20 protein-coding genes are annotated in these 17,424 nt (G+C 71.2%); 11 read left to right on the top strand and 9 right to left on the bottom strand.

Annotated elements, in window-relative coordinates; translation table 11 throughout:
• Positions 1-579: 579 nt before the first annotated feature.
• The gene (locus tag FHS39_RS26000; RefSeq protein WP_184347323.1) at positions 580-1,023 is read right to left on the bottom strand and encodes an STAS domain-containing protein; all 444 of its coding nucleotides are present in this window, start codon (positions 1,021-1,023) and stop codon (positions 580-582) included.
• Between the two features lie 325 nt (positions 1,024-1,348).
• Here FHS39_RS26000 and FHS39_RS06855 point away from each other — a divergent pair, with 325 nt between their 5' ends.
• Positions 1,349-1,771, top strand: a complete 423-nt coding sequence (locus FHS39_RS06855) for a YjbQ family protein (protein ID WP_184347321.1) — start codon at positions 1,349-1,351, stop codon at positions 1,769-1,771.
• A 24-nt stretch (positions 1,772-1,795) separates the two neighbouring features.
• Here FHS39_RS06855 and FHS39_RS06850 read toward each other — a convergent pair whose 3' ends face one another.
• Complete coding sequence (locus FHS39_RS06850) at positions 1,796-2,272, bottom strand: DUF5994 family protein (RefSeq protein WP_184347318.1); 477 nt, start codon at positions 2,270-2,272, stop codon at positions 1,796-1,798.
• 309 nt (positions 2,273-2,581) lie between these two features.
• On the opposite strand from FHS39_RS06850, the gene FHS39_RS06845 reads away from it, so the two are divergent.
• The 4 genes from FHS39_RS06845 (at position 2,582) to FHS39_RS06830 (ending at position 4,025) form a co-directional block, all read left to right on the top strand.
• Positions 2,582-3,142: a DUF5994 family protein gene (locus FHS39_RS06845; protein ID WP_184347314.1), complete on the top strand. Its 561-nt coding sequence runs from the start codon at positions 2,582-2,584 to the stop codon at positions 3,140-3,142.
• Between the two features lie 5 nt (positions 3,143-3,147).
• Complete coding sequence (locus FHS39_RS06840) at positions 3,148-3,408, top strand: hypothetical protein (protein ID WP_184347312.1); 261 nt, start codon at positions 3,148-3,150, stop codon at positions 3,406-3,408.
• A 2-nt stretch (positions 3,409-3,410) separates the two neighbouring features.
• On the top strand, positions 3,411-3,713 hold the full coding sequence (locus tag FHS39_RS06835; RefSeq protein WP_184347310.1) for a hypothetical protein: 303 nt from the start codon (positions 3,411-3,413) through the stop codon (positions 3,711-3,713).
• A 63-nt stretch (positions 3,714-3,776) separates the two neighbouring features.
• Positions 3,777-4,025: a hypothetical protein gene (locus FHS39_RS06830; protein ID WP_184347308.1), complete on the top strand. Its 249-nt coding sequence runs from the start codon at positions 3,777-3,779 to the stop codon at positions 4,023-4,025.
• Here FHS39_RS06830 and FHS39_RS06825 read toward each other — a convergent pair.
• Positions 4,015-4,341, bottom strand: coding sequence for a hypothetical protein (locus FHS39_RS06825; RefSeq protein WP_184347306.1), 327 nt, complete (start codon positions 4,339-4,341; stop codon positions 4,015-4,017). The two genes, FHS39_RS06830 and FHS39_RS06825, sit on opposite strands and share 11 nt — an antisense overlap.
• A gap of 145 nt (positions 4,342-4,486) precedes the next feature.
• Here FHS39_RS06825 and FHS39_RS06820 point away from each other — a divergent pair, with 145 nt between their 5' ends.
• From FHS39_RS06820 to FHS39_RS06800, 5 genes are all read left to right on the top strand, one after another.
• A complete protein-coding gene (locus FHS39_RS06820; protein ID WP_184347304.1) occupies positions 4,487-5,047 on the top strand; it encodes a sigma-70 family RNA polymerase sigma factor in 561 nt (186 codons plus the stop codon).
• Positions 5,044-6,033 (top strand): hypothetical protein, encoded by a 990-nt coding sequence (locus tag FHS39_RS06815; RefSeq protein ID WP_184347302.1) that lies wholly within the window; start codon positions 5,044-5,046, stop codon positions 6,031-6,033. Before FHS39_RS06820 ends, FHS39_RS06815 begins: the two co-directional genes overlap by 4 nt.
• Before the next feature lie 203 nt (positions 6,034-6,236).
• Entirely contained in the window at positions 6,237-6,653 is a 417-nt protein-coding gene (locus FHS39_RS06810; RefSeq protein WP_184347300.1) for a hypothetical protein, read from the top strand.
• Between the two features lie 561 nt (positions 6,654-7,214).
• A complete protein-coding gene (locus tag FHS39_RS06805; RefSeq protein ID WP_158705905.1) occupies positions 7,215-7,391 on the top strand; it encodes a hypothetical protein in 177 nt (58 codons plus the stop codon).
• Between the two features lie 287 nt (positions 7,392-7,678).
• On the top strand, positions 7,679-8,176 hold the full coding sequence (locus FHS39_RS06800; RefSeq protein WP_184347297.1) for a helix-turn-helix domain-containing protein: 498 nt from the start codon (positions 7,679-7,681) through the stop codon (positions 8,174-8,176).
• A gap of 6 nt (positions 8,177-8,182) precedes the next feature.
• On the opposite strand, the gene FHS39_RS06795 is transcribed toward FHS39_RS06800, so the two are convergent.
• The 5 genes from FHS39_RS06795 to metK all read right to left on the bottom strand — a co-directional run bounded on the left by FHS39_RS06795 (position 8,183) and on the right by metK (position 16,379).
• Positions 8,183-10,252 carry a nuclease-related domain-containing DEAD/DEAH box helicase gene (locus FHS39_RS06795; RefSeq protein WP_184347295.1) on the bottom strand — a complete coding sequence of 690 codons (2,070 nt, stop codon included), beginning with the start codon at positions 10,250-10,252 and terminating at the stop codon, positions 8,183-8,185.
• A 196-nt stretch (positions 10,253-10,448) separates the two neighbouring features.
• Positions 10,449-10,688: a chaplin gene (locus tag FHS39_RS06790; protein WP_184347293.1), complete on the bottom strand. Its 240-nt coding sequence runs from the start codon at positions 10,686-10,688 to the stop codon at positions 10,449-10,451.
• A gap of 65 nt (positions 10,689-10,753) precedes the next feature.
• On the bottom strand, positions 10,754-11,659 hold the full coding sequence (gene metF / locus FHS39_RS06785) for a methylenetetrahydrofolate reductase [NAD(P)H] (RefSeq protein ID WP_184347290.1): 906 nt from the start codon (positions 11,657-11,659) through the stop codon (positions 10,754-10,756).
• Positions 11,656-15,183, bottom strand: a complete 3,528-nt coding sequence (gene metH, locus FHS39_RS06780) for a methionine synthase (RefSeq protein WP_184347288.1) — start codon at positions 15,181-15,183, stop codon at positions 11,656-11,658. Before metH ends, metF begins: the two co-directional genes overlap by 4 nt.
• Before the next feature lie 2 nt (positions 15,184-15,185).
• Complete coding sequence (metK, locus tag FHS39_RS06775) at positions 15,186-16,379, bottom strand: methionine adenosyltransferase (protein WP_184347286.1); 1,194 nt, start codon at positions 16,377-16,379, stop codon at positions 15,186-15,188.
• A 200-nt stretch (positions 16,380-16,579) separates the two neighbouring features.
• Here metK and FHS39_RS06770 point away from each other — a divergent pair, with 200 nt between their 5' ends.
• Complete coding sequence (locus tag FHS39_RS06770) at positions 16,580-17,155, top strand: DUF3159 domain-containing protein (RefSeq protein WP_045933648.1); 576 nt, start codon at positions 16,580-16,582, stop codon at positions 17,153-17,155.
• 69 nt (positions 17,156-17,224) lie between these two features.
• Here the strand turns inward: FHS39_RS06770 and FHS39_RS06765 are convergent, their stop codons facing one another.
• Complete coding sequence (locus FHS39_RS06765; protein ID WP_184347284.1) at positions 17,225-17,419, bottom strand: acyl-CoA carboxylase epsilon subunit; 195 nt, start codon at positions 17,417-17,419, stop codon at positions 17,225-17,227.
• Positions 17,420-17,424: the final 5 nt, after the last annotated feature.

Genomic DNA, 17,424 nt, shown 5'->3' with positions numbered 1-17,424 from the left:
GTCGCAGTCCTGATCGGCGGAACAGGATTACCCCGCCTCGCCGGCGGCTGGCCACGTTCGCCTCGGCCACCCTCGCTTTCATCCGGTCCGAGGCCGGGACCTGCTCCATGTCGGCCACGACGGCCTCCCACTCTCGACGCCTCCGTTTCGTTGCGCACGGGCACTCCTCCTCCTCCTGTCCGCCGGCCGGGGCCAGGGGCACGCAACCGCTACTGTGCGCGGTTTTGCTTCGACTGTGCGTGCTGTGCGCCTCGTGCTTCGATTCCGCGATGGAGGCCGACGCGGTCATCGCCCATGTGTTGAACGCCGTCGGCTGTCGCAGCGATCTCGCAATGCACCCTCTGGCGAGCTGGGTGTTCACCCGAACCCCGACCCACATGATCGCTTGGGCACTTGCCGGGGCAGCCCCGGCCGCCGTACCGCCGGCCACGGTCGAGCCCCCGCGCCGTCGTGGCCCTTCCCGGGGCAGCCCCCTTCTTCCGCCGGCGTTGCTGGAGCGGTTCCACACCCGCATGCGCCGGTGTGCCGAGCTCGCCGACCACGCGGACGCCCTCCCTCCGGGAGGGGCATTTTTGCTGGTCAGGGGCCATTTAGTAAGTGTAGTGAAGTGACATCACGGGGGCGGGCGGCCCCTTCTTCCAGAAGACTTCCCGAAGATTCAGTGCGGCCACTGATGCGGCCGCGCTTCTGCCCGTGATCGCCGAGGCACGGGGCAGGCCCGTTGCCCGTCCCGGCACCGGACCGCCCGTCAAAGCCGGGAAATGCCGGGAGGATTCTGCTCAGCCCACTGGCTTTCAGCGCCTCGGCGACAGCGGGACGCGGCGCGACGAGGCAGAGGTCGCCGCCGGAGTGCCGGGCCCCGCGGGCGGCGGCGACGAGCAGCCCAAGACCCAGGGCGTCACAGGAGGTGACGCCGGACAGGTCGAGGATCAGCCGGCTTCCGGGGCTGTGGGATACGTGCAGAAGACGCTCGCGCAGCCTCGCCACCCCGGAGAGGTCCAGCCTTCCACCGACCACGAGCACGCGGTCTCGTGGGCTGCCGGAGGGCGGTGAGTGACAGCGCGACGCGGATACACGCCCGCCTGCCCCTCGGGGAGCTGCAGCGGGGGCGGGGACGGTTCCGCGCTCTACGGGCACCACGTGCCTCCTCGGAGCGAATCACATCTCGGTGCTGCCGAGGGCTGGGGCCTCACCCGGCAGCCTAGTCCTGCCTGTACGTCGCGAACAGTGCTGAACAGAACGGCTCTTGAGGTGGGTCGGGCGGCGGGGCAGCTTCGGCGATCGGAGTCCGGCGGAACAACCCGTCCAGCCGTCAGCGCTGCTCCTGTACAGCGGGTACTGGTGAACCATGACTGACACCTTCACCACCCGCACTGTCGACGTGACAACCGGCTCCGCCGAAACCATGCACGACCTGACGAACGCGTGCTCCGCGTTCCTCCGGGAGGTCGCTCACGGGAGAGACGGACTGCTGAACGTCTTCACCCCGCACGCGACGTCCGGCCTGGCCGTCATCGAGACCGGGGCCGGCAGTGACAACGACCTGCTGGCGGCCCTCCGTGAGGTTCTTCGCGCGGACGACCGCTGGCAGGACCGCCACGGCGGTGCGGGCCCCGGCCGCGATCACATGCTCCCGGCCCTCGTGCCGCCCCACGCCACGCTGCCCGTGGTCGGCGGTGAGCTGGAGCTGGGGACCTCGCAGTCCGTCGTTCTGGTGACCACCGGCCGGGACACTCCCGACCGAAAGGTCCGGCTGTCCTTCCTCGGCTGACCGTACGCCGCACTGCCCAGGCGTTCAGGTCTGTGGAGTGCTGCCGGTGTCGATGAGGATCTGTTCGGCCTGGGTGACATTGTCGGCCCGCACGGCTCTGGCCATTGCGGCCCGTGCCGCGTCGGGTGCCGCGTCGGGCGGGACCACCATCAGGGCGAAGTGATCGTTGTCGCCCCGGGTGATGAGGACCGTGTCGTCACCGACAGGGAAGAAGTCGATGTGCACGACCCGGTCGTCGACGATCAGCCGCGCCGGGAGCTCCTCCCAAGCACTCCCGTCCAGACCCACGCGCATGATGGGCCCGAGGTGCTCGGTCAGGGCGGTGATCAGACCGGGAAGCTCGGCATGGATGTCGCGGGAGCGCGGCCACCACGCACCGTCCAGGACTCCCCCGCGCTCTTGCGTCGTCTCCAGCCGCAAGAGCGCCGTCCCAGGTCTCACGGCGTGGTGAATCGCATCCGGCAGAAGCCCGGGAAGGCGTGGGGTGTCGGAATCGGCCATGGTGTGCTCGCCTGTCTCCGAGAGTTCCGCGCATTCACTCGTCGTCCGGAATATGCCGACAAAATCGGGCGAAGCGCTCGCAATAGTCCCACCATACTCCGCAGGCCGGCGGCGGGGTCGCCCACAGGGCCGTCGCACGCCCGCGTTCCCGCAAGATTGCCTGGTCTCGCGCGAGTCCTGCGGACCCGCCTGCCGGAGTAGGGTGAAGAAACCGGGAACACTTCGCACACCGGCCTCCATGCGGGTGTCGTTTCCGGCGAGTCACAATGCCGGGCCGCCGACGACGAGCCCGGGGGGCAGGTTCGCATCATGGCTGTCACCATCGACCATACGACCTCCGACAAGCATGCCCCTTCGCCGCCCGCTCGCCTGTCCCTGACGCCAGGAACGGCGCCGGGGCTTCTGGACGGCTCCTGGTGGCCTCGCTCGCGTGACCTCTCCCGCGAGCTCCCCGCACTGGCGGCGAGGCTGGACCACTCCTGGGGACGAGTTACCCGCGTCACGGTGAATCCGGCCTTCTGGCCCGTGATCCCGCGCAAGGTTCCCGTCACAGGACACACGGTGCACGTGGGGTGGTTCACGAATGAGCAGGACCCGCACAAGCTCCTCGTGTTCTCCTACACCGCGGACCGCCTGGACCTGCTGATCATCCCGCCGGAGACCGACCCGGCCGCGGCCGCCAGGCTGATGTCCGCCGCGACAACCCCCGGAAGCCTCCTCACCGCGAGCAGGCTGATGGAGGACGAGCGAGCGGCCGACGACGCGACGGAGTCACGGGACCGCGAAGAGGAATGGGATACCGAGGGTGGGACCACGCCACCACCGGCCGGGAACCCGACCGGGCCTCCGCGCTCCGCCCGAGGGATGTGAGGACCGTGCAGACCGCCGTCACCCTGGCCGTGATCATCATCATGATCACTCTGGGAGCCCTCCTGATCCACCGTCTCAACGTCCAGCACGACGAAAGAATCGCCGGCTTCCGCTACAGCGGTGTCCTGCCGTGGCGCGACAGCAGGAGCCGGAACCGCCCACGGTCGGCCATCGACCCCGCCGGACCTCTCCTCGCCCGAAACCGCCGCGAGCAACCGCACGGGGACCGCAGGCGACTCCGGCTTTTCTCCGGCCGGAGGAAGTGACCATGACGCCCGCACGCGCCACCCCCACCCCCACCCCCACCCCCACGCCAGCGGAGCCGGTGCCGTCGGCGGGACGCGCCGACATTCGCATCGTCGCCGCGTCCCCCGAGACCGCCCGCCGCGTCGCGGAAGTCATCCGGCACTGCTTCGATTCCACCGAGCAACGCAGCTACCCGGCCGGCCGCGAAGGCGGTACCCGGCTCCACCTCACCGTCGATACCGCGCATCCCGCCGAGCCTGCGCGGTCCTGGCTGGCGACCAGCCGGACTCCGGGGGCCGGCCGACCGCCGGATGACGAGGTCTGAACAGCCCGCGACCTCCCCTCATCCCGGAGGGCGGAGCTCACGAAAGGACAGTACCGTTGGCCCATGAGCGTCTTCATCAAGCTGGTGGAGAATCGTCCGCCGAAGGAATACGCGAACGATCGTACGGCGGATATCTCCTACGACGACACCATCGAGGGTAATTCCGAGGTCACTTACCAATACGACGTGCTTCCCGGCGGCACCCTGAGAATCCTGCGGGTCACAAGAGGAGAAGAAGCCGTCATCCATGCGGTCTACGCCCCGGGCCTGTGGTTCCGCGTCGAGGGCCTCTGCCGCGGCACTACGGAATAGCGGCCCGAACAGGAAACGTCATATCTCGCCCGCTGGGGCGAGGCCGGATCGCGGCAGCGACCGCACGAGATCTGCCGACCGAGCCGAACGCGGCGACGTCACCCGGCTCGGGCACCCACTTGAGGCCGTTCAGCCCGTAGACGCGCTTGCCGACGGGCGAGCGGTACTCGCGCTCTTCGAGGACGGCCTTGCGAGCCTTGTTCCAGACCCGCCGGAAGACCGATCCGGCCAGCAGTCCGCCCTTCTCCCCGGGGAAGAGGAGGTCGCCCGGCCGGAGGCCGTCCCGCTTGATCAGGTCGCGGAGGATCTTCGTCAAGGCCGGGTGTCCCGGCGCCACGCATGTGTCAACGCAGCCCGGCCCTTGAGCCCGCGCCCGGCTCCTGGGGCGCGAACGCTTTCGCGGGGCGGACGCAAGAAGGGGAGGGGGCCGCGGAAGGCGTGGCCCGTGGAAGGGGAGGTCCGTGGCGACGGACGAGGAACTGCTGGCGCGCTCGGGAACTGACGCGTCGGCCTTCGAACCGCTCGTGGAGCGCCATTCGAGGGCGCTGCACGGCTACTTCGCACGCCGGGCGCCCGGCGCGGCGGACGATCTGCTGGCCGAGGCGTGGCTGCGGGCCTACGCGGGGCGCGGCACCTACGACAGGGCCCGCGGGCCGGTCCGGGCGTGGCTCTTCGGCGTGGCCCGTAACGTGCTGGCCGCGCACTGGCGTGGGCAGGAACGGCCCGGGGCCGCCGCCACGCTCGCCGGCGAGGCAAGCAGCGACCCGTGGCACGCCGTCGACCGGAGGCTGGACGCGGCGGCGGTCGCGCCGCTGATGCGCCGGACCCTGGCCGAGCTGCCGGCCGTGGAGCGGGAGTTGCTGCTCCTGATCGCGTGGGAGCAGCTCAGCCCCACCGAGGCCGCGGCCGTCATCGGCGTTCCCGCGGGCACGGCCAGGTCCCGGCTGCACCGGGCGCGCACCCGGCTGCGCGCGGCGCTCGGCCCCTCCGCCCCGCTTTCCCTGACAGGAGACCTCGCATGACCGGGCAGCAGGACACGAACGACAGGGACCTCCTCGACTTCCCCGGTGCCCGGCGGTTGAGGGCCGCGGGCAAGGTCGCGCCGCCCTCGGCGGACGCCGTCGCCGCGGCGCTGGCCGCGGTGCGGTCGGCGGCCGGCCGGGCGGCGGAGGAGGAGGGGCCGGCGGTCGAGCTCGCATGGGAGCCGGTGGCCGCGGCCGTCCCGGCGCGGAGGTGGCGGCGGCGCCTTCCCGTGCTCGCCTCGGCGGCGGCGGTCGTGGCGGTCGCGCTGGGTGTCGCGTCCCAGACCTGGTCGGACTCCGGCGACGTGCACGGCTCCCCGGCGGCGGTGCGGGAGCGGACGGGGACGGGGACGGCACCGTACTGGAAGGTGCGGACCTTCCAGTGGAACCGGAGAAGCGAGAAGACCCAGCGGCCGGACGAGTCGTACGAGACCGTCTGGCTGAGCCGGAACGGCACACGCGGGCAGTTCGGTGACGGTCCGGTCCGGGACTACTACCGGGGGGACATGGGGCCGACGGCCTACGTGATCTGCGGCAGACCGGTCCTGTGGGACGACCTCGAGAAGCTGCCCACCGACCCGGACGCGCTGCGGGCCCGGCTCGTCGGGAAGGACACCGGGGAGTCGGCCGCGGAGGGGCTCTTCAACGGCGTCGAGGAGCTGCTCGCCCGGTCACCCGCCGAACCGCGGCTGCGGGCCGCGCTGTTCAAGGTCCTCACTGGGATTCCCGGGGCGCGGGTGACGGAGCGGGTCAAGGACAGCACCGGGCGCGCCGGCACGGCCGTCGACCTGGACGCCGGTACCTGGCGCCTGCGACTGATCATCGACACCGGGGCGTTCCACGTGCTGGAGACCGTGACCACGGCGCGGAACGACGGCCTGTCGTGGGGGACGCAGCAGCTCCGGGCCGGGGATCTCCTCCTCCGCACCACCTACCTCTCCGTCGAGCCCGCCTGGGAGGCGCCGAAGCCGTCCCCGCGGACGTAGCGGCACCCCCACTCGGGAGGACCTTGTCGTCTGCCGGGGGCCCTGCATTCTCCGCTTGCGCAAGCACTAAAATATGGGGGCAAGGGTGCCGTCTGCGACCCCGCATGGGCGAGGTTGTTGCGTCAACCGGCTTTGCCAGTAGTACCGTTCGCCCCTCTGGTCCTGTCAAGGCTTCAAGCGGGGCCCGATATCCAGGAGATCCCTTGAACTGCTTCTTCGATCCGGCGCACGGTCCTGGCGTCCAGAACCTCATGTGGGCGCCGCAGTGGGGCGTGGCGCGGAACATCATGAGCTGTGTCGCCTGTGCGCAGCGGTGGGCCACGCTGCAGCAGTCGGCCGCCCAGGGCGCCCCCGCGAACGCCGGGTACGCCCAGCAGGGGTACGCCCCCGCGCCCCAGCAGCCCGGCTACGCGCCTCAGGGCTACGCCCCGGCGTACGGGCACGACCAGCAGCGGCGGCAGGGGCCCGGTTGGGGCGGTGTGGTCGCCGCGGGCGCCGCGGGGCTGGTCGGCGGTGCGCTGATCAACGAGATGCTCGACGACGACGAGCCCCAGGTCATCAACAACATCACCGAGAACGAGTACATCGTCGAGGACAACGACGGCGGCGACTGGTTCTAAAGCCATGGCTGACACGGCCGGGTGACGCGCCTTTGCGGGCCGCGCCCGGCCGTTGTCGTTGGTTCCGCGCCGCGGGTGGAGGCCCTCCGGGGCACCACCCCCGGAGTTCCCCCACCCTTGCTGCGATGGACCTGCCAGGTTCAACGTCAGCGCTCCGGCCAGTCGGTGGCCGGTGACCAGCTAACGCGATACTTGCGCACGGGATTCCCTTGCCGTGGGGAGCCCGCCTCGAACTGACGGCGTTTTCCCTAAAGGCAGGGAATTTCGGCCCGGTTATACCACGCGGAGTTCGTCCGCGAACGCCGGTCTCCGGCGAGGATCCGGATTTTCCGTGTCAGTCCGCATTGCATGGGACAGGTCCCTAGATCCAGGGACGAAGCGCGCGGCCGCTCTTGTAGTCGGATACGCTTCGGGGCTACCCGAGTTCGCTCGTTCGGGCCCCCGCTCACCACGGGCGCCGGCGGCGCGGGACAGGACTGGACCTGCCATGGAACCTCCCGCGGAAGTGGAGAATCGACGTTGCGCAGCGAAAATGCCGGATTCCTTATTACAGCCGTGGCGATGTTTGCGATCATCGCGACCGTGGTGATCTACGCGATCAAGCGGATGGGCGGGCATCCGGCCCGAATAGCTGCGCTGATCATCGCCTTGGCGACCCTGGTCACGGCGATGGTCCCGCTGGTCGGCGCGTTGCACGCGCCGTCCGCGGCTCCGCGCACCGCGGAGGTGGGGCGTTGAGCGGTAAATTGCCGCCGGACTGGATGGCCAGCCTCAATCAGCGGGTGATACGGCAGACCGAGCGGGCGCGGTCCGTGCCGTTCTTCACCGCGCTGCCCGGTCCGGTGCGCGATGCGCTCGCCGACCACCTGGTGAGCCGTCAATACGGAAAAGGTCAGCGCTTACGCGGGGTCGTTCCGGGATCGACCGAAGTTCACTTCATTCTGTCCGGCTGTGTGGCCGAACGTGCCACGACCGCCGGGGCCACGACACTGAGATTCCGGGGTGCCGACTCGATTCTCGGAGATGTGGAGATCGTCGACGAGAAGGCCCGCACGGCCGCCGCGGAATGCCTGACCACGACCTGGACGCTGTCCTGTTCGCTGCCGCGCATGCGGATGCTCGCCGACAGCGAGATCGCCATCATGAAAGGCGTCGCGACGAACATCGCGGAACGCCTGATGAACAACGAACGCGTCTACGCCAATTACCGCCGGTCGCCGATCCAGCGGGTGTGCACCCTGCTGCTGGAACTGGACCGCACCTCCGGCGCGAGAGCCGCCCGGCCGCCCGGCGCCCCCATCGAGGTCTCCGGCCCCACGCAGGCGGAGCTGGGCGAGGCGCTGATGCTCAGCCGGGCGACCATCGAGAACGTGCTGGCGGAGATGCGCATGGCGGACATCCTCCGCACGGGCCACCGCCGCTACTCGGTCAGCCGCCCCGGCGTCCTCAGAGCCCTGTCCGAGGGCAAGCCCCCCACCCCCGGTGCCGCGGACGCAGGCCCTCCGCTGCCGCCGCTGCCGTGACGGCGCTCAGGGCTCACGCGAGACCGTGCCCAGCCAGAGCGTGTCCCGGGCCCGGGTCATGGCCACGAACAGCTGGGCACGGAAGAGCTCCTGCCGTTCGCGGGTGATGTCGTCGTTGACCGCCGCCGAGGCCAGCGGGATGTGGTCGGGCAGATAGACGTGCTTGAACTCCAGGCCCTTCGCGCGGCGGTAGGTGCCGAGCTTCACGGCGTCGACCGGATGCCCGTCGTACTGCTCCAGGGAGCAGACGGGGATCCGGGCATCGGCGAGCAGCCGGCGGCAGCGGTCCGTCTCGTGCTTGGAGCGGCACAGGACGGCCGAGTCCGGCCAGACATCCGGGCCCGCATCCCGCAGGGCGGCCAGGAGCGCCGCGTCCTGCTCGGCCGGCGTGCGCGAGACCACCCGGGTGACCACGCCGTGGTGGCAGGCCGAGTCGACGTCGCGGCGGCCCGCCGTGGGCGTGCCGTCGATGTCGTCGAAGGCGTCCTCGGCGACGACGGCGAGCGCCGCGTCGAGGATCTCCTTGGCGTTGCGATAGTTGGTGCGCAGGATCTGGCCGCGGTCGCCGCGGACCTCTATCCCGGCGTCGGCGAGGCGGAAGCCTCCCGGATAGACCGACTGCTGGCCGTCGCCCACCAGGAGCAGGCCGTTGGGCGCGTCGCCCACGAGGGCGTGCAGCAGCCGGACGCCCACCAGCGTGAGGTCCTGCACCTCGTCCGCGATCACCGCCGCGTACGGCGGGCTCGCCGGACGCTCCCGGGCCTCGGCCAGGGCCAGGCCGAGGAGGTCGTGGAAGTCGTGCACCCCGCGCTCGGTGCGGATCCGCTCGTACTCCTCGTACAGCTCCCAGACCGCCTCGCGGTGCACCCGGCGGAGGTTCAGCCGCCGCCTGCGGCGGACGACGGCGGCGTACTCCTCAAAGCGGGTGATCCCCCGGCCCTTTATGACGTAGTCGACCTCCTCCTGCCAGTAGTGCGGCGCCGGCTCGAGCGCGGACAGGATGCTGTCCCGGCCCCGGTGGCTCCAGGCCAGGTTGAAGGCCGTCCTGGCGCGGTCCCCGTGCAGCCGGTGGGGTATCCGGCGCTCTTCGAGGAACTTCAGGGACCAGGAATGGAGGCTGCGGAACTCGATCCGGTCCGCGACGGCCGGGGACATCTCGCGCAGGAACGTGCTCTGGACCCGCGGGAGGTTGTTGGCGAACGTCACGTACAGGATCCGGCCCGTCGTGCGCTGGGCCAGATGGGCGGCCCGGTGCAGCGCCACCACCGTCTTGCCGGTGCCCGCCGGGCCGCTGATCCTGGCCGGGCCCGCCCAGTTGCGCCGGACCAAGGCGACCTGGTCGGGATGGAGGAAGGTCATCCACTGCTCGATGGGGGCGTTGCGCGCGGCCTCCATGGCCGCGTCCCGCAGCCGCGCCACGTCGAAGAGACCGTCCTCCGTCGAAACAGACGGCACGGACGGCGCGGCTGGCCGGGCAGGGCGCACCGCCGACGCCTCATAGGCCGGAAAGACCTCTTCCAGGTGGCCGGCGATGGCGCGCACCACGGCCGCGCCCAGCCGGCAGCGCTCCGCCATCAGCGCCGATGCCGCATCGAGCTCGCCCAGCAGCCGGACCCTGCCCAGCGTGGCGTCGAGGGACCGGCCCGCGAAGACCATCAGCGGGTGGACGGCCACGGGCGACATGCCCAGGGAGGCGACGGCCCCCTCGGCGACCCGGGTCATCGCCAGCAGCTTGTCGATCTCCCCGTCGCGCCGCTGACCGCCCGCGACGAGGTGGCCGCCGTCCGTCCGGGGGGCCGAGCGCCAGTTCTTGACGTCGATGACGAAGACGCCGCCCGGCCCGACGAGCAGCATGTCGACGTTGGCCGAGCGCGTGCCCGGCCAGCGCCGGTCCACCAGCAGCCGCCAGCCGCGCTCGGTGAGCATCAGCAGCTTGGCCGCGACGCTGCGCTCGCCCTCGCCCGCCGCCTCCCACCGCCGCGCTTCCTCCTGCGCCGCCCGCAGCTGCTCGCGCAGCTCGCGCTCGTGCCGCCGCGCCTCCTGCGCCCTGGTCGCCGCCGAACCTCCGGCCGCCATCCCCGCTCCCCCCTGCCGCCTGCGCGCTCCCCATACGCAAAGTAATGATCATAGAGCGCCATGCAGTCGCCGCCCAGGCTCCCGGAAAACCCCTCCCGGAAAGCCCCTGCCGGGAAACCCCTGAACACGCCGGTGGCGCCCGCCGACCGGGTCGGGGGCGCCACATGGGGGAACGGTTCTGCGGAACCGTACGACGTCAGCCGTTGATGCAGACGTTGCCTGATGCCGCGTTCAGCAGGCCAACGATGTCGATGGTGTTGCCACAGATGTTGATCGGGATTTGGATCGGGACCTGGATGACGTTGCCCGAGATGACGCCCGGGGAGCCGACCGCTGCGCCATTCGCGTCGGCGTCGGCGACCGCGCTGCCGGTGAAACCGGCGAGAGTGGCGCCCACTGTGGCGGTGATGACTGCTGCCTTGACGATTCGTGACATGGGGGAGACACCTTTGCTTGGTCGTACGGGACGAGCACCCGGTCGGTTACGGCCGGGAGCCCGGATCAACGGCGCGAGGTCGCAAAGGTTTCGTTCGTGAAGCGTCCGGGTGACCTGGGCAGTAGCCGGGAGCCGAGGACGTTCCGGTGGATGTCCAAGGTCGCGGTGGACCGGTTGAGGGTGATGTAGTGCAGCCCCGGCGCCCCCTCGTCCAGCAGCTGCAAGGCCAGGGCGCTCGCGTGGTCGACGCCGATGCGGTGGGCGGCGGCGGGGTCCTCGCGGGCCGTCTCCAGGCGGCGGGCGAGGTCGTCGGGGAAGCGGGCGTTGCTGAGCTCGGCGAAGCGGCGGATCTGGCGGACGTCCGTGGCCGGCATGATCTCGGGGATGATCGGAATGTCGCAGCCCGCCGCGGCGACGCGGTCGCGCAGCCGCAGGTAGTCCTCCGCGTGGAAGAACATCTGGGTGACGGCGTAGTCCGCGCCGGCCCGGCACTTGGCGACGAAGTGCCGGATGTCGTCGTCCCAGCCGCGCGAGCGCGGGTGGCGCTCGGGGAAGGCGGCGACGCCGACGGTGAAGGCTCCCATGTCCCGCACGAGGCGGACCAGCTCGGCCGCGTAGGTCAGGCCCTGCGGGTGCGGGGTCCAGGGGCCGCGGGGGTTGCCGGGCGGGTCGCCGCGCAGGGCGAGGACGTCGCGGATGCCCGCGTCCGCGTACGCCCCGATGATCTGGCGCAGCTCGGCGACGGAGTGCCCGACGGCGGTGAGATGGGCCACCGGGCGCAGGGTGGTCTCGCGGGCGATGCGCCGGGTGACGTCGATGGTGCGGTCGCGGGAGGAGCCGCCGGCGCCGTAGGTCACGGAGACGAAGGAGGGGGCCACGGCCTCGATGCGCCGGATGGCGTCCCACAGGACACGCTCCCCCTCGTCGGTCTTGGGCGGGAAGAACTCGAAGGAGAAGGACGGGTCGCTCATGCCGGGACCCCTTCGCGGGCGGGGGACCCTGATGACGCTGCCTTGAAGTAGGTGGCCTCCGGGTGGTGCAGCACCAGTGCGTCGGTGGACTGCTCCGGATGGAGCTGGAACTCCTCCGAGAGCGTGACCCCGATCCGATCGGGCCGCAGCAGTTCGACGATCTTCGCCCGGTCCTCCAGGTCCGGGCAGGCGGGGTAGCCGAGCGAGTAGCGGCAGCCCTGGTACTCGGTGCGGAACATGCCGTCGAGGCTGCCGGGGTCGCTCCCGGCGATGCCGAGCTCGCTTCGGATCCGGGCGTGCCAGTACTCGGCGAGTGCCTCCGTCAGCTGCACGGACAGGCCGTGCAGTTCGAGGTATTCGCGGTAGGCGTCGGCGGCGAAGAGCTCGTTCGCCGCCTCCGAGACGCGGTTGCCCATGGTGACGACGGTGAAGGCCACCACGTCCGGCTCCCCCGCGTCCGCGGTGCGGAAGAAGTCGGACAGGCACAGGTACCGGTCGCGGTGCTGGCGCGGGAAGGTGAAGCGGGTGCGCTCGCCGCCGCTCTCGTCCAGGACGACGAGGTCGTCGCCCTGGGCGACGCACGGGAAGTAGCCGTAGACGACGGCGGCCTCCAGCAGGTTCTGCGTGTGGATCCGGTCCAGCCACATCCGCAGTCTTGGCCGTCCCTCCCGTTCCACCAGTTCCTCGTAGGAGGGGCCGTCCCCGCCGCGGGTGGCTTTGAGGCCCCACTGGCCCATGAAGGTGGCGCGCTCGTCCAGCCAGGAGGCGTATTCGGCCAGCGGGATCCCCTTGACCACCCGGGTGCCCCAGAAGGGCGGCGCGGGCACGGGGTTGTCGGCGGCCACGTCGGAGCGCGCGGGCAGCGCGGCGCCGTCCGTGGGCCGGGGGCGGGCGGCGGCGGCCACCCGGCGGCGCTTGAGCTCGGGCAGCGCGGCGCCCTCGTCGCCGCGTTTGACGGCGATCAGGGCGTCCATCAGGCGCAGGCCCTCGAAGGCGTCGCGGGCGTAGCGGACCTCGCCCTCGTAGACCTCGTGCAGATCCTGCTCGACGTAGGCCCTGGTCAGGGCGGCGCCGCCGAGGATGACGGGGTAGCGGGCGGCCATGCCGCGCCGGTTGAGCTCCTCCAGGTTCTCCTTCATCACCACCGTGGACTTCACCAGCAGGCCGGACATGCCGATGGCGTCCGCGCGGTGTTCTTCGGCGGCTTCCAGGATCGCGGAGACGGGCTGTTTGATGCCGAGGTTGACGACGTTGTAGCCGTTGTTGGAGAGGATGATGTCGACGAGGTTCTTGCCGATGTCGTGCACGTCGCCCTTGACCGTGGCCAGGACGATCGTGCCCTTGCCGGCGCCGCCCTCGCCGTCCGCCTTCTCCATGTGCGGCTCCAGGTGGGCGACGGCGCTCTTCATCACCTCCGCCGACTGCAGCACGAAGGGCAGTTGCATCCGGCCCGAGCCGAAGAGCTCGCCCACGGTCTTCATGCCGTCCAGCAGGGTGTCGTTGACGATCTCCAGCGCGGGACGGCCGGCCGCCAGGGCCTCGTCCAGGTCGGCGGTCAGGCCGTTGCGCTCGCCGTCGACGACGCGCCGTTTGAGGCGCTCGTCCAGCGGCAGGGCGGCGAGCTCCCCGGCCCGGTCCGCTTTGACGGAGGCGGTGTCCACGCCGTCGAAGAGCTCCAGGTAGCGCTGGAGCGGGTCGTACCCCTCGCGCCTGCGGTCGTGGATCAGGTCCAGGGCGCACTCCAGCTGTTCGGCCGGGATGCGGGAGATGGGCAGGATCTTCGAGGCGTGGGCGATGGCGGAGTCCAGCCCGGCGGCCACGCACTCGCTGAGGAAGACGGAGTTGAGCACGATCCGCGCGGCCGGGTTGAGGCCGAAGGAGATGTTCGACAGGCCGAGGGTGGTCTGCACCTCGGGGTGGCGGCGCTTGAGCTCGCGGATGGCCTCGATCGTCTCGATGCCGTCGCGCCGGGTCTCCTCCTGCCCGGTGGCGATGGGGAAGGTGAGGCAGTCGACGATGATGTCGCTCTCGCGCAGCCCCCAGTTGCCGGTGAGGTCGGCGATCAGCCGCTCGGCGACCGCCAGCTTCCACTCGGCCGTACGGGCCTGCCCGCGCTCGTCGATGGTCAGGGCGACCACGGCCGCGCCGTGCTCGACGGCCAGCGGCATGATGCGGGCGAAGCGGGAGTCGGGGCCGTCGCCGTCCTCGTAGTTGACGGAGTTGATGACGGCCCGGCCGCCCAGGCACTCCAGTCCCGCCTCCAGGACGGCCGGTTCGGTGGAGTCCAGGACGATGGGGAGGGTGGAGGCGGTGGCGAACAGCCCGGCGAGGGTGCGCATGTCGGCGACGCCGTCGCGGCCGACGTAGTCCACGCACAGGTCCAGCAGGTGGGCGCCGTCGCGGATCTGGTTGCGGGCGATCTCGACGCAGTCGTCCCAGCGCTCCTCGGTCATCGCCTCGCGGAACGCCTTGGAGCCGTTGGCATTGGTCCGCTCGCCGATGGCCAGGTAGGAGGTGTCCTGCCGGAAGGGCACGTGCGCGTAGAGGGAGGAGGCGCCCGGATCGGGGCGCACGGTGCGGGGCGCGGGCTCCAGGTCGCGTACGCGCTCGACGACCTTGCGCAGGTGTTCGGGCGTGGTGCCGCAGCAGCCGCCGACCAGGGAGAGGCCGTATTCGCGGACGAAGCCCTCGTGGGCATCGGCCAGCTCGGTGGGGGTGAGCGGGTAGTGGGCGCCGTTCTTGCCGAGGACGGGCAGCCCGGCGTTGGGCATGGCGGAGACGTGGGTGCGGGCGTGCCGGGAGAGGTGGCGCAGGTGCTCGCTCATCTCGGCGGGGCCGGTGGCGCAGTTGAGGCCGATGACGTCGACACCGAGCGGTTCGAGGGCGGTGAGTGCGGCGCCGATCTCGGAGCCGAGCAGCATGGTGCCGGTGGTCTCGACGGTGACCTGGACGAGCAGGGGCAGGTCCCGGCCCGCCGCGCGCAGGGCGCGCCGGGCGCCGATCAGCGAGGCCTTGGTCTGCAGCAGGTCCTGGGTGGTCTCCACGAGGACGGCGTGGGCGCCGCCCGCGATCAGGCCCTCGACCTGCCGCTGGTAGGCGTCGCGCAGGTCGGCGAAGGGGGCGTGGCCCAGGGTGGGCAGTTTGGTGCCGGGGCCGACGGAGCCGAGCACCCAGCGGGGACGGTCGGGCGTGGAGTAGCCGTCCGCCACGTCCCGCGCCAGCCGCGCGCCGGCCTCGGCGAGCTCGTATATCCGCTCGGGGATGCCGTACTCGCCGAGGTTGGCGAGGTTCGCGCCGAAGGTGTTGGTCTCGACGCAGTCGACGCCCGCCGCGAAGTACGCCTCGTGGACCGCCCGGACGATGTCCGGGCGCGAGACGTTGAGGATCTCGTTGCAGCCCTCGTGCCCCTGGAAGTCGTCAAGGGTGGGGTCCTGGTCCTGGAGCATGGTGCCCATGGCGCCGTCGGCGACGACGACGCGGGTGGCGAGCGCGGTGCGCAGCTGGTGCGGGGTGGCGGCGGTCATGGTTATGCGCCGGCGGCCTGGCGGAGCTTGTCGGCCCGGTCGGTGTTCTCCCAGGTGAAGTCCGCGCCGGTGCGGCCGAAGTGGCCGTAGGCGGCGGTCTGCCCGTAGACCGGGCGCAGCAGGTCCAGGTCGCGGATGATGGCGGCCGGGCGCAGGTCGAAGACCTCGGTGACGGCCTGCTGGATGGTCGCGACGGGCATGGTCTCGGTGCCGAAGGTCTCGATGAAGAGGCCGACGGGCGCCGCCTTGCCGATGGCGTACGCGACCTGGGCCTCGCAGCGCCGGGCCAGGCCCGCGGCGACGACGTTCTTGGCGACCCAGCGCATGGCGTAGGCGGCCGAGCGGTCCACCTTGGACGGGTCCTTGCCGGAGAAGGCGCCGCCGCCGTGGCGGGCCATGCCGCCGTAGGTGTCGACGATGATCTTCCGGCCGGTGAGTCCGGCGTCGCCCATGGGGCCGCCGATCTCGAAGCGCCCGGTGGGGTTGACGAGCAGCCGGTAGCCGTCGGTGTCCAGGTCGAGGCCGGCGAGCTCCGGCTCGACGACGAACTCGCGGATGTCGGGGGCGAGCAGCCCGTCGAGGCTGATGTCGGGGGCGTGCTGGGTGGAGACGACGACGGTGTCCAGGCGTACGGCCTTGTCGCCGTCGTACTCGATGGTGACCTGCGTCTTGCCGTCGGGGCGCAGGTAGGCCAGGCGGCCCTCCTTGCGGACGGCGGACAGGCGGCGCGAGAGGCGGTGGGCGAGGGCGATGGGCAGCGGCATCAGCTCGGGGGTGTCGTCGCAGGCGTAGCCGAACATCAGGCCCTGGTCGCCGGCGCCCTGCTTGTCGAGGTCGTCCGGGGCGCCGTCGACGCGGTTCTCGTAGGCGGTGTCGACGCCCTGCGCGATATCGGGCGACTGGGCGCCGATGGATACCGAGACGCCGCAGGAAGCGCCGTCGAATCCCTTGGCCGAGGAGTCGTATCCGATGCGCAGGACGGTGTCGCGGACAATGGCCGGAATATCGGCGTAGGCGGAGGTGGTGACTTCGCCCGCGATATGCACCTGGCCGGTGGTGATCAGGGTTTCGACGGCGACGCGGGCGCTGCGGTCCTGGGCGAGGAGCGCGTCGAGGACGGCGTCGCTGATCTGGTCGGCGATTTTGTCGGGATGGCCTTCGGTGACCGACTCCGAGGTGAACAGGCGACGGGACACGCTTTCCTCCAGCATGGGCACGGGCAACGGTGCGTGGGATGTGCGCACAGGCTGCGGGCGATTGCTTGGGGCGGGCTAAAGGATTCCTGGCGGGGGGCCTGTGGGGGCGGGCCGGGGCCGGCCGCTATCCGGTCGCGGGTGCTCCGCTTTAGCGCGGTGCTAGGGGCGGCTGTCCTAATACCTTGGAGAAAGGAGCTCCCATGAACCGCTACCTCATCAGCTTCCTGCCCTGGATCGCCTACGCGTTCGTGGCCACGAGCGACGACTGGCGCAACGGCGCGGAGGTCGGACTCGCGATCGCGCTCGTCGTGATCTACCGCGACCGCCGCACGGGCAAGCACTGGGACGAAATGGTGATCGAGGTGAGCGCGGCCGTGTTCTTCGCCGGCATCACCTGGCTCTCCTACAAGGACCCCGATTCGTCCCTGATCCCCTACGGCCCGGCCCTGGTCGACGCCTGGCTCGCCCTGACCGCCTTCGGCTCGCTGGCCATCGGCCGTCCCTTCACGCTCGGCATCGCCCGGCGGATCGCGCCGGAGAAGGTGTGGAAGACGAAGGCGTTCTTCCGCACCAATGCCGTGATCACCACCGTGTGGGGGGTGTCGTTCGCCGGTGCAGCCGCGGCGCTGGCCGTGCTGATCCACCACGACCCGAAGGCGACGACCGCCTCGATCGTCATCAAGGTGGTCAGCTTCCTGATTCCGGTGATGTTCACCATGCGGTACCCGGCGACCGTCGCGGCGCGGCAGGCCCGGTCCGCGCACCAGCCCGTCTGAGCACGGGGCGGTGCGCACGGCGGTGAGGCCGCCTCCCGGATTCCGGGAGGCGGCCTCAGTGCGTTGCCCTCACTGCGGTCCGCGCCACGCGGACCAGGCGCCCGGCGGGTGGTAGGAGCCGTCGGCCCGCCAGGTGGTGCCGGGGGCCCTGGGGGCGTCCTCGGCTGCGGGCCGGCCGCGCAGCGCGGCGAGCAGGGCCACGGTGGCCGCGGCCACCTCCGTCGCGTCGGGTTCGCCTCTGACGATGCGCAGGGTCTCGTCCATCGGCG

Origin of the sequence: Streptomyces olivoverticillatus, from assembly GCF_014203555.1 — a bacterium.
Lineage (GTDB): Bacteria > Actinomycetota > Actinomycetes > Streptomycetales > Streptomycetaceae > Streptomyces > Streptomyces olivoverticillatus.
Note: the sequence above shows the minus strand (reverse complement) of the source record. Positions and strands in the feature narration are given on the sequence as shown.

Bases quoted from the DNA above. Each gene is read 5' to 3' on its own strand.
- FHS39_RS06855 (WP_184347321.1), top strand. From the start codon at position 1,349: ATGACTGACACCTTCACCACCCGCACTGTCGACGTGACAACCGGCTCC.
- FHS39_RS06850 (WP_184347318.1), bottom strand. From the start codon at position 2,272: ATGGCCGATTCCGACACCCCACGCCTTCCCGGGCTTCTGCCGGATGCG.
- FHS39_RS06845 (WP_184347314.1), top strand. From the start codon at position 2,582: ATGGCTGTCACCATCGACCATACGACCTCCGACAAGCATGCCCCTTCG.
- FHS39_RS06835 (WP_184347310.1), top strand. From the start codon at position 3,411: ATGACGCCCGCACGCGCCACCCCCACCCCCACCCCCACCCCCACGCCA.
- FHS39_RS06830 (WP_184347308.1), top strand. From the start codon at position 3,777: ATGAGCGTCTTCATCAAGCTGGTGGAGAATCGTCCGCCGAAGGAATAC.
- FHS39_RS06815 (WP_184347302.1), top strand. From the start codon at position 5,044: ATGACCGGGCAGCAGGACACGAACGACAGGGACCTCCTCGACTTCCCC.
- FHS39_RS06805 (WP_158705905.1), top strand. From the start codon at position 7,215: ATGTTTGCGATCATCGCGACCGTGGTGATCTACGCGATCAAGCGGATG.
- FHS39_RS06795 (WP_184347295.1), bottom strand. From the start codon at position 10,252: ATGGCGGCCGGAGGTTCGGCGGCGACCAGGGCGCAGGAGGCGCGGCGG.
- FHS39_RS06790 (WP_184347293.1), bottom strand. From the start codon at position 10,688: ATGTCACGAATCGTCAAGGCAGCAGTCATCACCGCCACAGTGGGCGCC.
- metF (WP_184347290.1), bottom strand. From the start codon at position 11,659: ATGAGCGACCCGTCCTTCTCCTTCGAGTTCTTCCCGCCCAAGACCGAC.
- metH (WP_184347288.1), bottom strand. From the start codon at position 15,183: ATGACCGCCGCCACCCCGCACCAGCTGCGCACCGCGCTCGCCACCCGC.
- FHS39_RS06770 (WP_045933648.1), top strand. From the start codon at position 16,580: ATGAACCGCTACCTCATCAGCTTCCTGCCCTGGATCGCCTACGCGTTC.
- FHS39_RS06765 (WP_184347284.1), bottom strand. From the start codon at position 17,419: ATGGACGAGACCCTGCGCATCGTCAGAGGCGAACCCGACGCGACGGAG.